Genomic DNA, 14,288 nt, shown 5'->3' on the forward strand with positions numbered 1-14,288 from the left:
CCCTAGTAGCTCCGCTACGAGGACCTTCCGGCGCCTTGCGATCGCACGCACCAGACGCCCCGGCCTGATCCGGACGGGGTTTAGACACAGGCTCTGAGGCGTTTCGGAGGCGAGGCCGAGCCCGGCCCTTGCAACGGGGGCCGGGGGCGGCGGCCGCGTGGCGCACAGAGCTACAACCGCGTGAAACGCAACGTCCGCAGTTCGAAGGGCCGCAGGGTCACCTCCACCAGGCCCTCCGCCAACTCCGGTTCGTCCAGCGGGCGTTCGAGGAGATCTGTGGCCACGAACCGCTCCGTCGAGAAGCCCAGCGTCAGCCTCCCCCGCGCCCGGCCCCCGCACGCCTCGTGGAAGCGGACCACCACATCCCCGCTCCCGTCGTCCGCCAGCTTCACCGCCGTCACCACCACCGCGTCGTTGTCGACCGCCACCAGCGGCTCGACCGGGCCCGCCCCGGACACCGTCCGCTCGGGCAGGTTCACCCCGTACCCCTCCCTCACCGCGTCGCCGATCGTCGCGCCCGGCACCAGCGCGTGGCGGAAGCGGTGGAGGCCCTGGTCGGTTTCCGGGTCGGGGAAGCGGGGGGCCCTCAGCAGCGAGGCCCGCAGGGTTGTCGTCGTGCCCGAGTCCTCACTCCGTACCGTCCGCGTCACGTCGTGGCCGTACGTCGAGTCCGTCACCAGGGCCACGCCCCAGCCCGGCTCCTCCAGGTGTACGAAGCGGTGGTTGCACGCCTCGAACTTGGCCGCCTCCCAGCTCGTGTTGGTGTGCGTCGCCCGGTAGAAGTGGCCGAACTGGGTCTCCGAGGCGTACCGCTCCGCGTGCACATCCAGCGGGAACGCCAGCTTCAGGAACTTCTCCGTCTCGTGCCAGTCCACCTCGGTGAGGATGTCCAGGCGGGACGCCCCGGGCGCAAGGGTCAGGGTCTGGGTCACCTTCGACGACCCGAACGACCTCACCACCCGCACCGACGCGCCCTCGCCGCCGGGCGCCACCTCCTCCGCCTCCACCAGGTCCGTCACCGTGTTGCGGTAGAACGCGTCCACGTCCCACGCGTCCCACATGTTCGGGAAGTCGGGGTGGATCTGGAGAAGGTTCGCCGGGCTGTTCGGCGCGATCGACTCGCGGCCGGCCGGCATGTCGTACGCCGACACCACCAAGCCCCGCTCGTCCACCTCCACCCGCAGCAGTCCGTTCGACAGTACGAAGCCGCCGCCCGGGCGCGCGGATCGTTCCGGTTCCGCGGCACCCGCCGGCACCGCTGCCCCGCCCGCCGCCACCCCGTGCCGCGCATGCGGCGTCGCGTTGAAGACCAGAGGCTCCGTGCCCTCCCCCGCCAACGCACGCTGGGCCCGCTCGATGATCGACGTCAGCTCCGCCGCCACCGCCGCGTACGTCTTCTCCGCCTCCCGGTGGACCCACGCGATCGACGACCCCGGCAGGATGTCGTGGAACTGGTGCAGCAATACCGTTTTCCAGATTCGGTCCAATTCCTCGTAGGGATAGGCGAATTCCTCGCACCTCACCGCCGCCGTCGCCGACCACAGCTCCGCTTCCCGCAGCAGGTGTTCGCTCCGGCGATTGCCCTGCTTCGTCTTCGCCTGGCTCGTCAGCGTCGCCCGGTGCAGCTCCAGATACAGCTCGCCCACCCACACCGGCGGGTTCGCGTACTCCGCCTCCGCCTTCGTGAAGAACTCCGCCGGGGTCTCCCAGACCACCTGTGCGCTGCCCTCCAGGTTCCGCAGCCGGGCCGCCTTCGCGATCATCTCGCGGGTCGTGCCGCCACCCCCGTCGCCCCAGCCCGTCGGCGCGAGCGAGTGCCGGGCCACGCCCTTGTCCTTGAAGTTCTTGGCCGCGTGGGCGATCTCGCTGCCCTTCATGGCGCAGTTGTACGTGTCGACCGGCGGGAAGTGCGTGAAGATCCGGGTGCCGTCGATGCCCTCCCACTGGAAGGTGTGGTGCGGGAACTTGTTGGTCTGGGACCAGGAGATCTTCTGGGTGAGGAGCCACTTCGAGCCCGCCGCCTTGATGATCTGGGGCAGGCCTGCCGCGAACCCGAAGGTGTCGGGCAGCCACGCCTCGTCGTTCTCCACGCCGAACTCGTCGATGAAGAAGCGCTTCCCGTGCACGAACTGCCGGGCCATCGCCTCCGAGCCCGGCATGTTCGTGTCGGCCTCCACCCACATGCCGCCCGCCGGCACGAACCGGCCGTCCGCCACCGCCTTGACCACCTTCGCCCACACCTCCGGCCGGTGCTCCTTGATCCACGCCCACTGCTGGGCCTGCGACATGGAGAAGATGAATTCGGGCTCGTCGTCCAGGAGGGCCGTCATGTTGGACGTCGTACGCGCCACTTTGCGTACCGTCTCGCGCAGCGGCCACAGCCACGCCGAGTCGATGTGCGCGTGGCCCACCGCGCTGATCCGGTGCGCGGACGGTTCGGCGGGCGAGGACAGGACCCCGGTCAGCTCCGAACGGGCCGCGCCCGCCGTGCCGTTCACGTCCTGGAGGTCCAGCGCGTCAAGGGCTCGGTCCACCGCGCGCAGGATGTCCCAGCGCCGGCCGGACTCCACGGGCAGCTCCTCCATGAGTTCGCCGAGCACCTCCAGGTCGATGACCAGGCGCCACACCGTCTCGTCGAAGACCGCCAGGTCCATCCGGGTCAGCTTGTACAGCGGATCGCGGTGCGAGGTCTCGATGTCGCCGAGCCGCGTCGGCAGGAAGGGGTGGTAGTCGAGCAGCACCGGGTTCGAGGCCGCCTCGATGTGCAGGCGCACCTCTTCGCCGCCGTCCACCGGGGCTCCGATACGCACCCACTGGTTGCGCGGGTTGAGGCCCTTCACCGGGGTGCCGTCGGGGCGGTAGACCAGGCCCTCGCACTGGAAGCCCGGCATGTTCTCGTCGAAGCCCAGGTCCAGGATCGCCTCCACCGACTTCCCCGCCCACTCCTGCGGTACGGTCCCGGTCACCCGGAACCAGCTGGTCCCCCAGGGCGGACCCCACAGGTCGCCGACCGCGACCGGCGCCACCGGGGCGGCCAGCCCTTCCGCCACGGGTACCGGCTCACCCGGCGCGTTCCAGACGGCGACCTCAAGCGGCACCGACTCCGGGTACACGACGGGGCGGATGCGCTCGTCCAGAACGCGCTTGAGGCGGGCTTCGACCAGGCCGCGGTCGTCATGCATGAGGGGTGCTCCGTTTCGGGGTGGGGTGGGGCTGCTTGCCAGGTGTGGGTGGCCGGGGCCGGATCGCTACCAGGTGTGGACGGGGGCCGGGAGCGTTACCGGACCTGGTCGGGGGTGACGGTTTCGGCGATGCCGCGCGCGGCGAGGTGCGCCTTGTCGTCGGCGCGGGTCGCGAGGACGGTGGTGGGGCGGGCGCCGTCGGCCGTGAGCCGGAAGAACGCCTCGAAGACCGCGCCGCCGGGGGCGCACACGGAGCGGGCGGCCGGGTCATCGGGGACGACGAGCGCGGTCGTGCGCGGTGCGGGGGCGTAGCCGCGTACGCCGTCACGGAATGCGGCGGCGGTCCGGGCGAGGACCTGGGCGGTGTCCTTGGGGCGCCGGTCGTTGGTCAACAGGCCGAGGCCGTATTCGAGTTCGGGGAAGTCGGCCAGGTCGCGCGAGACGTCGTGGGAGCACCACCAGGTGATGCCCCACAGGTCGGGGCAGTCCAGGGCGTTCTCGACCGTCGCCTCGGTGAAGGCGGCGGCGTGCACGGGCGGCACCAACGGGGCGGGGGCGCCGACCTCCTGGAGCCAGACCGGGCGGTGCGAGGTGTCCGCCCATGCCTTGGAGAGTTCGATGAGGTAGGCGGCGTGGTGCTCGGTCGGCGTCGAGAGGCGCCCGTGCCGTTGAGCGGTGCCGTTGAAGACCCAGGAGTGCACGGCGGTCATGGCGCCGCGCCGGGCCGCCTGGGCCGGGGTGAACGGCATGTCGTCCTGGTACCAGCACGCGTCGTACTCGGCGTGCAGATGCAGCTTGCCGGGCGCGCCCTCCTCGCAGGCCGCCAGCATCCGCTCCAGCCAGCGGTCGACCTCGGCCTCGGTGGCCCGGTCGGGGTCCGGGTGGGGGCCGGCGGAGAACTGGTTGACCTCGTTGCCCAGGGTCATGCCGATGAAGTTGGGCCGGTCGGCGAGGGCGGCGGCCAGGGTGCGCAGGTAGGCGGCCTGCCCGTCGGTGACTTCGGGGTCGGTGAACAGGTTGCGGCGGTGCCAGGTCCGGGTCCACGCGGGCAGGAAGTCGAAGCTCGACAGGTGCCCTTGCAGGCCGTCGACGTTGACGTCCAGGCCGCGCTCGGCGGCGGCGTCCGCGAGGTCGACGAGGTGCTCGACCGCGCGGGGCCTGATCAGGGTGCGGTTGGGCTGAAAGTAGGGCCAGAGCGGGAAGACCCGGACGTGGTCGAGGCCGAGTGCGGCGATCGAATCGAGGTCGGCCCGCACCGCGTCCGGGTCGTAGTCGAGCCAGTGGTGGAACCAGCCTTGGCTGGGCGTGTAGTTGACGCCGAAGCGCGGGGCTGCCATGGGGTGAGCTCCAAGTCGGTTCTGGGGAAAGGGAGTTGATGTACCGGCCGGGCGCGGGTCAGCCCTTGACGGCGCCCTCGCCGACCCCGCGGAAGAAGAACCGCTGGAGGCAGGCGAACATCACGATCAGCGGGGCGACCGCGATGATCGTGCCCGCCGCGACGACGCGCTGGTTGTTGGAGAACGTGCCCTGCAGGAAGTTCAGGCCGACGGTGAGCGTGAAGTGGTCGGAGTCGGAGAGCACGATCAGCGGCCACAGGAAGTCGTCCCAGGCGCCCATGAAGGAGAAGATCGCGACCACCGCGAGGGTGCCCTTCACGGCGGGCAGCGCGATACGGGTGAAGCGCTGCCACACGTTGGCGCCGTCGACGATGGCCGCCTCTTCGATCTCGTACGGAATGTTGTCGAAGGCGTTGCGCATGAGCAGGACGTTCATCGCGCCGATGCAGCCCGGCAGCACCACGGCGACCAGGGTGTTGTTGAGCTCAAGAGAGCGCATGGTCGCGAACTGGGCCAGCATGGTCGCCTCCATCGGCACGAGGAGCGCGAGCACGAAGACGATTCCGGCGGCGCCGCGGCCCTTGAAGCGGAGCCGGGAGAGCGCGTACCCGGCCATCGCGGCGCCGGCCACGTTCGTCAGGACGTTGCTGAGCGCGACCTTCACGGAGTTCAGGATGAAGTCCCAGACCGGGATGATGTCCGCGACGCCCCGGTAGTTGGCGAAGGTGGGGTGCTCGGGCAGCAGCCGGGGCGGCGAGGTGTAGATGTCCTCGGTGGTGCCCTTGAGCGAGGTGGACAGCTGCCAGAGGAACGGCCCGGTCATGATCAGCAGCACGAGTACGAGAGCCACGTACCGTACGGCCTTGCGCCAGCGGGGGGCGTGGGTGCGGCCGGGTCCGGCCGGGTTGTGGGCGACGGAGGCCATCAGTCCTTGTCCTTCCGGTCGGCCCGCAGCACGAGGAGCATCAGGACCAGGGTCAGCAGGAACAGCACGATCGACATGGCGGAGGCGTAGCCGGTGCGGCCCTGGAGTCCGGTGCCGGCCCGCTGGATGAGCATGACGAGGGTGGTGTCGGCGCCGCCGGGCCCGCCGGTCGGCCCCGCGATCATGAAGACCTCGGTGAAGACCTTGAACGCCGAGACCGAGGACAGTGCACCGACCAGCACCATCGTGGAGCGCACGGACGGCATGGTGATGGAGAGGAAGCGGCGGATCGGTCCTGCCCCGTCGACCTCGGCGGCCTCGTGCAGTTCCTTGGGTACGTTCGCGAGCGCGGCCAAGTAAATGATCATGTAGTAGCCGAGGCCCTTCCACACGGTCAGCGCCATCGAACTGAACAGCAGCAGCCACTGGTCGGACAGGAACGGCACCGGGTCGACGCCCGCCATGCGCAGGACGCCGTTGATGAAGCCGCGGTCGTCCAGCATCCACACCCACATCAGGGCGACGACCACGACGGACGCCACGACGGGCGTGTAGTACGCGGACCGGAAGAAGGCGATGCCGGGGATGTGCCGCTGCACCAGGAGCGCGAGCAGCAGGGGCAGGAAGACCAGGCAGGGCACGACCAGGACCGTGTACAGCGCGCTGTTGCGCAGGGCGACCCAGAACTGGTCGTCGCGCACGAGCGCCGTGAAGTTGTCGAAGCCGACGAAGTCGCCAGTGGTCAGGGTGCGGGCGTCGGTGAACGACTTCCACACCGTGGCGAGGAAGGGATAGAGGTTGAAGGCGAGGGTGATCAGGAGGCCGGGCGCCAGGAGCAGCCAGGGGCTGAATGCCTTGTGCGTACGGGCTGAGGTGCGGCCCGCGCGCCGGCCGGGGGCGGCGGTGCGCGGAGGGCCCGCGGCCCCCTTCGCGACGACAGTCGGGGTAGAGGTGCTCATCGCTCGTTCCGCCGGGTCACTTCTGCTGGATCAGCTTGGTCATCTGGCTCGCCGCACTGTCCAGGGCCTCCTTGGGGGACTCCTTGCCCTGGAGGCACTTGGCGATCTCGTTGCGCAGGATCGTCTTCATCTCGTCGCTGAACAGCACCGGCGTGTAGTTGACGGCGGTCGGCAGCATCTTGGCCGAGGCGACCCGGATCTTGCCCTCTTCCGTACTGTCCGCCTTGGTCCAGTACTCCTTGTCGAGCGAGCCCTTGGTGCTGGGGAAGACGGCGACCTTGTGGCCGAAGTCCTCCTGGTTCTTCTGGTCGGTGACGAAGTGCGCGAAGGCGAGGGCGGTCGCGGCGTTCTTGCTCTGCGAGTTGACCGAGAGACCCTGCAGGTACATGTTCTGCTTGCCGGTGTTGGTCGGTACGTCGGTGATGCCGAGGCTGCTGTAGAGCGTCGGGGCGTTCTTCTTGAAGGTCTCCAGGTCGTGGGCGCTGCCCGGGTTCATGGCGACCTCCTGCTGCAGAAACTTCTGCCCGGCCGTCTCGGCGGTGAGCGTCAGGGCCTGCTTGTGCAGGCCGCCCTCCTTGAACATCTCCTGATACTTGGTCAGGAACTCGACGCCCTTGGCGTCGTTGAAGGTGAACTTCGCCCCGTCCTTGCTCATGATGTCGACGCCGTACCGCCCGAAGTCCTCCACGGTCGGCGGCTGCGCGAGGGTGGCTTTGCCCTTCTTCGCCAACTGGGCCGCGTCCGTGAAGAGTTCGTCGAAGGTCTTCGGCGCCTTGTCGGGGTCGAGGCCGGCGTCCTTGAACATGGACTTGTTGTAGAAGAGCGGGCCGGTGTTGAGGTACCAGGGGAAGGCGTACGAGCCGTCGAGCCCCGGCATGTCGAAGCCGTGCCAGGCGCCGTCCAGGTATTCGGGCTTGAACTTGGCGGCGACCTTGTCCTTGTCGAGGTTGAGCAGGGTGCCCGCCTTCGCGAGCGGATAGGCGAGGTCCGGGGAGAGGTTCACGACATCGGGGAGGGTGCCGGCGGTGGCGTCGGCGCTCAGTTTGTCGGCGTAGTTGTCGGCGGGCTGGTCGACCCACTTGACCTTGGTGTTGGGGTTCGCCTTCTCGAAGTCCTTGATGACGCCTTCGAAGTAGTCCTTGAAGTTGGCGCGGAGGTTCCAGGTCTGGAACTTGATCTCACCCTCGACCTTCCCGTCGGTGGCCGAACCCTTACCGCCCCCGCCGCCCCCGCACGCGGTGAGCAGGGTGAGCGAGAGGGCCGCGCCGAGCCCGACGGCCGTCCGGATCGCGACACTGCGATGAATGGACATGAGTGGCTGACTCCTTCGCCTCGTCCCGATGACGTTGCCGCACACCATGCAGCGCGCATTAATTGGACGTCAATGGCGAATAAGCAAGCCTATTCACTAAACCAACAGGTCAGCGGCACTAAAAAGGACTAAAGTCCCGAATATTTGACGACTGCTAACGCGGTTTAGAAGCGATCAACTAAACCGTGTTACTTGCGCGTTGCTACGGCTACCATCGGCCCATGAGCGAGATCGAAAGCGATGCGCCGCCGCCCCGCCGTCCGACCATGAAAGACGTGGCCAGAGAGGCCGGAGTCTCCACCAGCGCGGTCTCCTTCGCGCTCAACAACCGGCCCGGGGTGTCCGATTCGACCCGCCGCCGGGTCATACGGGTCGCGGACCGGCTCGGCTGGCGGCCGAGCTCCGCAGCGCGTGCGCTCTCCGGCGAGAACGCGGGCGCGATCGGGCTCGTCCTGGCCCGCCCGGCGGACAGCCTGGGCGGGGAGTCGTTCTTCCTCCAGCTGGTCTCGGGCATCCAGGCGAGCCTCGCGCCGCGCGACCAGGCGCTGGTGTTCCAGATGGTGGACGACGTCCAGGCGGAGTGCGAGCTGTACCGTCGCTGGTGGGCGCAGCGTCGGGTCGACGGGGTGATCGTGGTCGACCCCCGGGTCTCGGACCCCCGCCCCGAGACCCTCGCGGTACTCGGCCTGCCGGCTGTGATCATCGGCGGGATGGAGGCGCCGGGGAACCCGGGTGCGACCCAACTCCCGCGCCAGGCACGGCTTTCCAACATCTGGGCCGACGACTCGGGCGCGATGGACCTGATCGTCCGGCACCTGTACGCACTGGGCCACCGCCGCATCGGCCACATCGCGGGCACGCCGGGCTTCGCCCATACGGCCCGCAGGATCGCGTCGCTGCGGGCGGCGGGGCGGCGGCTGGGCCTGGAACAGGCGGTGTCGGTGACGACGGACTTCACGGACCGCCAGGGGGCGAAGGCGGCGCGGCGGCTGTTCTCGGCCCCAGCCCCGCCCACCGCGCTCATCTGCGACAACGAGGTGATGGCGGTGGCGGCGGTCAGCGTCGCGGCCGAGCGGGGGCTGCACATCCCGCGGGACGTGTCGGTGGTGTCCTGGGAGGACTCGGTGATCTGCCACACGCTGCACCCCCAACTCACCGCGCTGGTACGGAAGGCGGACGAGTTCGGGCACCGGGCCGCGCGGGAGCTGTTGGCCCTGCTGGATGGCGGGGCACCCCGGCAGGTCCAGGATCCACTGCCGCGGCTCCAGCCGAGGGAGAGCACGGGGGCGCCTCCGGCATGAGGGGGGGGTGGGGGCGCGGAGGGGCGCTGGTGCATGCCTTCCGCCGTATTCCATGCGCCCTTGCACTGGGTCGGCCGGAGGGGCCACCCTCGTGCAACCAAGCGCAACCGAGTAGGCAGGGGTCAAGGTCATGGCTCTACTGTTCTTCGGCAAGGACCCGAACACCAATGGCGACGACTGCCCGACCGTATGGGTGGATGACGCTTCGGCCGATCTCGTGTTTCAGGGCTGGAAGGCCGACGGCGGAACCGAAGCGGAATGCCTGACAGCCGGGCACATCCCGGACACCGAAGCCGTAATCCGGATTCCGGCACGCATGGTGCCACTGATCAGGAAGGCGTGCGATGAAGCCGAACAGCGCGAGCGTTCCGCCGTTCGCTGAGCTCGTCCAGGCCTGTCACCGGTCGGCTGTCCACTTGGAGCTGCGAGACTCCTACGGCGTGACTTCCGAGGAGCGCGACTTCGCGGAGTGGCGGCGGTTGGGCCTGATCAGCTCCGAGTCGGTCGAACGGCGTCGCTCCTGGCTGGAGTTGGTTCGATCGGTCGTCGGCCGTGGCGTCGTCATGCGCCGCGCTCGCGTAGTGTCCGTTCCGGTGAGCGAGTACATCCGCTACGAGCACGCGGGCACTCATCTCAACGTCGAGGCAGGCGAGTTGGTCCGGTGGCTACCTCGCCGGAATGCCGCGAAGCTTGCCCTCCCCGGCGCTGATTTCTGGCTCCTGGACGACCGGCTGGTCCGGTTCGGGCACTTCAGCGGAGAGGGAGCTTTGGCCGGTCACGAACTCTGCGACGATCCAGCGGTGATCAAGCTCTGCGCCGATGCGTTCGAGAGTGTCTGGGAGCTGGGCACCCCGCACGAGAGCTTCACGATCTGATCCGCGCGAGCGGCCCTCTACCTCATGCCCACCTATCAGTCGTCAAGTGTCGAGGCCGCCCGTAAGCGGGTGGCCTCGATGCTGGCAGACGTACGCCGGGACTCAGGACTGTTCGGGCATGAGGTGGCCGCTCGCTGCCACTGGAACAAGTCCAAGGTCTCGCGCATCGAGAACGCGCTCACACCCCCGTCCGACGCGGACATCCGGGCGTGGTGCGAGGCGTGCGGCGCGGCGGACCAGGCAGCCGACATTGTCGCGGCGTCCCGCACCGCCGACTCCATGTACCTGGAGTGGAAGCGGCTCCAGCGCACCGGCCTGCGACAGCTCCAAGAGTCCCGTATCCCGCTGTACGAACGGACCAGGCTGCTCCGCGGCTACGCCTCGCACGTCGTACCGGGGCTTTTCCAGACGCCCGCGTACGCGTCCGCACTACTGGCGGCTATCGGCCGGTTCCACGGCACCCCGGACGACACGGCTGGGGCCGTAGCCGCCCGCATGGCACGAGCCCACGTACTGCACGATGCCGGGCACCGCTTCACCCTGGTAATGGAGGAGTCGGTGTTGCGGTATCAGATCGGCGACGCCGAGGCGATGGCCGGCCAACTGGGCCACCTGCTGTCGGTCATGTCCCTTCCCGCCGTATCTCTGGGAGTTATCCCATTCGCCGCGCGGAAGCGAGACATGTGGACCCTGGAGGGGTTCAACATCTTCGACGATCAGCGGGTCCATGTGGAGCTGCTGACGGCTCAGGTGACTCTCACCGCTCCGGGCGAAGTCGACATGTACGTCAAGGCGTTCGGGGAACTGCGGGAGATGGCGGTCTACGGCTCCGAGGCCCGGTCGCTGGTCGCCGCAGCCATTGAGGCCGCGCTGAAATCCACGTGCAACTGAGCGCAACTGGTTAGGTGTTGAGCTATCGATGTTCCTAGCGTGGTTGCCATCGGAACCACGCGAGGGGACGGCGATACGGCGATGACCAACCCACCCACCTATCCACAACCGGCAGTTGAGCTCGCCGGGTTCGTCGAGGACTACCTGTACGGCTGCGAACCCGCGGCCGGCTGCGGGGTCTGCGCCGCGCTCGCCAAGGAACTGGCCGGGGCTCGCGCGGCCGGGGTGTACAGCAAGGCGTACGACGCCGCGGCGGAGATCCGGAACCATCCGCACCCGCGTCCCCGCGACGGGAACTGAGGGTGGGCCACCCGGGTTCCACCCCGGCCCCCAGAGGGAGTAGCCCACCCGTCCATGACGGGGATTGAATGTTCAGCTTCCGGGGCTGCGCCCCAGCCCCCCCGCCATCACCCACCGAGCCGCAGCGACCCCGATCCCCCGGAGGGTCTCGGGGGAGGGGCGGGGTGGGGGAAGTTCAGGCCGCCAACCCCTCCAACGCCCCCGGCAGCACCCCCGAATGCAGCACCCCCAACCTCTGCGTAGCCCGCGTCAGCGCGACATACAGGTCGCTCACCCCGTACTCCCCCGGCTCGACCACCAGCACCGCGTCGAACTCAAGACCCTTCGCCTGGCGCGGGTCGAGCAGCACGACCTCCCGGGTGAGGTCGGGGGCGGCCCCCGACGCCGCGTCGGGCAGCGTCGCGAGGAGCGCGCCGTGCAGAGAACCCGGCGCGATCACTGCGAGGCGGCCCGAACCCCGCCAGGCCGCCACCGATTCCGCCACCGCCAAGGCGAGAGCCGCCGGGGTCACGGCCCGGGCCCAGGGGCGTACCCCCGTGGACCGCACGGAGCTCGGCGGCACGAAGGACGGGTCCGCGGACCGGCACACCTCCGCCGCGACCTCCATGATCTCCGCCGGCGTGCGGTAGTTGACGCCGAGCCGGACGTGCTCCCAGTTCCCGTCCGCGACGTACGGCGCGAGGATCCGTTCCCACGAGCCGACACCCGCCGCGTCCGCCGTCTGCGCGGGGTCGCCGACCAGCGTCATCGAACGCGTGGGGCAGCGCCGCATCAGCAGTCGCCAGGCCATCGCCGAGAGTTCCTGCGCCTCGTCGACGATGATGTGCCCGAACGCCCAGGTGCGGTCCGCCGCCGCCCGTTCGGCCGCGCTGCGGTGGTCGGCCTCCTCGTGCCGCTCGGCCATCCGCTCGGCGTCGATGATGTTGTGCGCCGCGAGCACCTCGGACTCCTCGTCCTCGAACTCGTAGGACTCCGAGCCCGCCGAGAGGTCGAGCACGCCCTGTGCGTAGGCGATCCGCTCCTGGCGTTCGGCCTCGGCGGCGGCCCGGGCCGCGCTGTCGTCCTCGCCGAGGATTTCGGCCGCCTCGTCGAGCAGCGGCACGTCACCCGGCGTCCAGTCGCCGCCATCCCGCCGGATCGACTTGGCGTCCGCGTCCGGGAGATGGGACGGATCGGCCAGGAAGTCCGCTACGAATTCCTCCGGTGTCAGCTTCGGCCACAGCTCCTCTATCGCCGCGTGCACCTCACCGCTCGTCGCGATCTCCTTGCCCATCTGGGCCGCGTCGTCGGGGCCGAGCAGGTTCGGGCCGCCGAACGGGTCGGCGCCGATGCGCTCCACCAGCTGTGCGGTGAGCGCGTCGATGATGTGGAAGGCGAAGTGCGGCCGGGCCAGGTTGTGCGGGAGGCCGCTCTCGCGCGCCCGCCACCGCGCGTCCTCGGCCATCGCGCGGTCGAGCTGGAGCGTGCCGTACCCGTCGTGCGGGATGTCGACGGCCCGCTCGGGCACGGTCTGGCGGTCGCGTACGGCCGCCGCGAGTACGTCGGCCATCGCGGCGCGGCCCTTGACCTCGGCCGCCTCGGGGGTGTCGGTGCCGGTCGCGTGTACGCCGGGGAACAGCTCGGACATGGTCGACAGGAGCACCCCGGTCTCGCCGAGCGAGGGCAGTACGTCGCCGATGTAGCCGAGGAACGCCGGGTTGGGGCCGACGATGAGCACGGCCCGCCGGGCGAGCAACTCCCGGTATTCGTACAGGAGATACGCAGCCCGGTGCAGCGCGACGACGGTCTTGCCGGTGCCGGGCCCGCCCTCGACGACGAGCACTCCGCGGTGCGGGGCCCGGATGATGCGGTCCTGCTCGGCCTGGATGGTCTGCACGATGTCGTGCATCCGGCCGGTGCGGGCGGCGTCAAGCGCGGCGAGCAGCACCTCGTCGGCGTTGGCGCCCTCGTGCCCGGTGCGCTCGGAGTCCGTCAGGTCCAGGAGTTCGTCGTGCAGCGCGGTGACGGTGCGGCCCTCGGTGGTGATGTGCCGCCTGCGCCGCAATCCCATCGGTGAATGCCCAGTGGCAAGATAGAAGGGCCGGGCCACTTCGGCCCGCCAGTCGATCACCAGCGGAGTGCGTTCCCGGTCATTCCTGCGGATTCCGATACGTCCGACGTGATGCGTCGTACCGTCCTGGAAATCGAGCCTCCCGAAGCACAGCCCGTTCTCGCCCGCGTTGAGCGCGCCGAGCAGCCCGGACTGCTCGGCGACCATCACATCCCGTTCGAGACGTGCCTGAAGACCGGTGCCGACCTGCGACAACGCCGACTGCACCGCGACCTCGGCCTGATCCCGCAGATCGTCGAGGCGGGCGTAGAGGTCGGTGATGAATTGCTGTTCCTTCCGAAATTCCTCGGTTGACAATTCCACTCCTGACGCGATACAGTGCTTTCACAAGGCTTCTTCGTGACTTCTTCATGCGAAATCACGAAACACCTAATATACGCAAGGGAATGCCCCGGATGTCAATTCATCCGGGGCATTTTCTTTGCGGCCGAACAGCGTGGGCATCGCAGGACGCCGTACTTCGTGGTCGTCTCCGGGTTGGCGTCCACATCCAACTGGTCAGCGGCTCAGCCCCGGGTCGGCGGCAGCAGCGGTTTGCCCTCGCGGCCGCCCACCGGCGACGAAAGGACGATCGACGTCGTCGTGCGGCCGAGCGCCGAGGTCTGCTCCAGGATCTCCTCCAGGTGGATGGTGTCGGCGACGGCCACCTTGATGATCCAGCAGTCCTCGCCCACCACGTGATGCACCTCGATGATCTCCGGCCGCTCCATCAGCTCCAGGGTCCTGGGGTGCTTGAGGTTGTAGCCGCCGTGCGGGCTGACCCGGATGAAGGCCTGGATGCCGTAGCCGAGCCGGGCCGGGTCGACCCGCGCCCCGTACCCGGTGATCGCCCCGCTCGTCTCCAGTCTGCGCAGCCGTTCGGTGACCGCGGCCGGGCTGAGCCGGACCCGCCGGCCCAGCTCGCTGAGCTTGATCCGGCCCTCCCGCTGGACGACTTCGAGGAGCTGCCGGTCGACCTGATCGAAGCCCCCTGACGAATCGTTGGCGGCGCTGCGCGAATGCCGTGGTTCTTTCGGTACGGCGGCGAGATCTCCCATGTTTCCCCCTTCAGTCCCCGGGCCGTCAACGTAACACTGGTACCCGGAAAGACCGCAGG

At 69.2% G+C, this 14,288-nt stretch carries 12 protein-coding genes; 5 read left to right on the top strand and 7 right to left on the bottom strand.

What is annotated here, in order from left to right; genetic code table 11:
* Window positions 1-170 precede the first annotated feature (170 nt).
* From ACWC2B_RS33985 to ACWC2B_RS34005, 5 genes are all read right to left on the bottom strand, one after another.
* Window positions 171-3,182, bottom strand: a complete 3,012-nt coding sequence (locus tag ACWC2B_RS33985; RefSeq protein ID WP_450723494.1) for a glycoside hydrolase family 38 N-terminal domain-containing protein — start codon at window positions 3,180-3,182, stop codon at window positions 171-173.
* A 95-nt stretch (window positions 3,183-3,277) separates the two neighbouring features.
* Window positions 3,278-4,519 (bottom strand): glycoside hydrolase 5 family protein, encoded by a 1,242-nt coding sequence (locus ACWC2B_RS33990; RefSeq protein WP_450723496.1) that lies wholly within the window; start codon window positions 4,517-4,519, stop codon window positions 3,278-3,280.
* A 58-nt stretch (window positions 4,520-4,577) separates the two neighbouring features.
* Window positions 4,578-5,444, bottom strand: coding sequence for a carbohydrate ABC transporter permease (locus ACWC2B_RS33995; RefSeq protein ID WP_450723498.1), 867 nt, complete (start codon window positions 5,442-5,444; stop codon window positions 4,578-4,580).
* Window positions 5,444-6,403, bottom strand: coding sequence for a carbohydrate ABC transporter permease (locus ACWC2B_RS34000; protein WP_450723500.1), 960 nt, complete (start codon window positions 6,401-6,403; stop codon window positions 5,444-5,446). The genes ACWC2B_RS33995 and ACWC2B_RS34000 overlap by 1 nt, the downstream gene beginning before the upstream one ends.
* A 16-nt stretch (window positions 6,404-6,419) precedes the next feature.
* A complete protein-coding gene (locus ACWC2B_RS34005) occupies window positions 6,420-7,715 on the bottom strand; it encodes an ABC transporter substrate-binding protein (protein ID WP_450723502.1) in 1,296 nt (431 codons plus the stop codon).
* Window positions 7,716-7,936: 221 nt separating this feature from the next.
* Between ACWC2B_RS34005 and ACWC2B_RS34010 the strand changes: the two genes are divergently transcribed.
* The 5 genes from ACWC2B_RS34010 (at window position 7,937) to ACWC2B_RS34030 (ending at window position 11,082) form a co-directional block, all read left to right on the top strand.
* Complete coding sequence (locus ACWC2B_RS34010) at window positions 7,937-9,016, top strand: LacI family DNA-binding transcriptional regulator (RefSeq protein WP_450723504.1); 1,080 nt, start codon at window positions 7,937-7,939, stop codon at window positions 9,014-9,016.
* 130 nt (window positions 9,017-9,146) lie between these two features.
* The gene (locus ACWC2B_RS34015) at window positions 9,147-9,398 is read left to right on the top strand and encodes a hypothetical protein (protein ID WP_450723506.1); all 252 of its coding nucleotides are present in this window, start codon (window positions 9,147-9,149) and stop codon (window positions 9,396-9,398) included.
* Window positions 9,361-9,891: a DUF6879 family protein gene (locus ACWC2B_RS34020; protein ID WP_450723508.1), complete on the top strand. Its 531-nt coding sequence runs from the start codon at window positions 9,361-9,363 to the stop codon at window positions 9,889-9,891. The genes ACWC2B_RS34015 and ACWC2B_RS34020 overlap by 38 nt, the downstream gene beginning before the upstream one ends.
* Before the next feature lie 24 nt (window positions 9,892-9,915).
* Window positions 9,916-10,782, top strand: a complete 867-nt coding sequence (locus tag ACWC2B_RS34025; RefSeq protein ID WP_450723510.1) for a helix-turn-helix domain-containing protein — start codon at window positions 9,916-9,918, stop codon at window positions 10,780-10,782.
* Window positions 10,783-10,863: 81 nt separating this feature from the next.
* Window positions 10,864-11,082, top strand: coding sequence for a hypothetical protein (locus tag ACWC2B_RS34030; RefSeq protein ID WP_450723512.1), 219 nt, complete (start codon window positions 10,864-10,866; stop codon window positions 11,080-11,082).
* Between the two features lie 175 nt (window positions 11,083-11,257).
* Here the strand turns inward: ACWC2B_RS34030 and ACWC2B_RS34035 are convergent, their stop codons facing one another.
* Window positions 11,258-13,489 (bottom strand): HelD family protein, encoded by a 2,232-nt coding sequence (locus ACWC2B_RS34035; protein ID WP_450723514.1) that lies wholly within the window; start codon window positions 13,487-13,489, stop codon window positions 11,258-11,260.
* A gap of 209 nt (window positions 13,490-13,698) precedes the next feature.
* Window positions 13,699-14,229 (bottom strand): Lrp/AsnC family transcriptional regulator, encoded by a 531-nt coding sequence (locus ACWC2B_RS34040; protein ID WP_450723516.1) that lies wholly within the window; start codon window positions 14,227-14,229, stop codon window positions 13,699-13,701.
* Window positions 14,230-14,288: the final 59 nt, after the last annotated feature.

Source organism: Streptomyces sp. NPDC001415, assembly GCF_053597395.1.

What these genes read in the sequence shown, in the direction of transcription:
- ACWC2B_RS33985 (WP_450723494.1), bottom strand. Translation starts at nt 3,182, where the DNA reads ATGCATGACGACCGCGGCCTGGTCGAAGCCCGCCTCAAGCGCGTTCTG.
- ACWC2B_RS33990 (WP_450723496.1), bottom strand. Translation starts at nt 4,519, where the DNA reads ATGGCAGCCCCGCGCTTCGGCGTCAACTACACGCCCAGCCAAGGCTGG.
- ACWC2B_RS33995 (WP_450723498.1), bottom strand. Translation starts at nt 5,444, where the DNA reads ATGGCCTCCGTCGCCCACAACCCGGCCGGACCCGGCCGCACCCACGCC.
- ACWC2B_RS34000 (WP_450723500.1), bottom strand. Translation starts at nt 6,403, where the DNA reads ATGAGCACCTCTACCCCGACTGTCGTCGCGAAGGGGGCCGCGGGCCCT.
- ACWC2B_RS34005 (WP_450723502.1), bottom strand. Translation starts at nt 7,715, where the DNA reads ATGTCCATTCATCGCAGTGTCGCGATCCGGACGGCCGTCGGGCTCGGC.
- ACWC2B_RS34010 (WP_450723504.1), top strand. Translation starts at nt 7,937, where the DNA reads ATGAGCGAGATCGAAAGCGATGCGCCGCCGCCCCGCCGTCCGACCATG.
- ACWC2B_RS34015 (WP_450723506.1), top strand. Translation starts at nt 9,147, where the DNA reads ATGGCTCTACTGTTCTTCGGCAAGGACCCGAACACCAATGGCGACGAC.
- ACWC2B_RS34020 (WP_450723508.1), top strand. Translation starts at nt 9,361, where the DNA reads ATGAAGCCGAACAGCGCGAGCGTTCCGCCGTTCGCTGAGCTCGTCCAG.
- ACWC2B_RS34025 (WP_450723510.1), top strand. Translation starts at nt 9,916, where the DNA reads ATGCCCACCTATCAGTCGTCAAGTGTCGAGGCCGCCCGTAAGCGGGTG.
- ACWC2B_RS34030 (WP_450723512.1), top strand. Translation starts at nt 10,864, where the DNA reads ATGACCAACCCACCCACCTATCCACAACCGGCAGTTGAGCTCGCCGGG.
- ACWC2B_RS34040 (WP_450723516.1), bottom strand. Translation starts at nt 14,229, where the DNA reads ATGGGAGATCTCGCCGCCGTACCGAAAGAACCACGGCATTCGCGCAGC.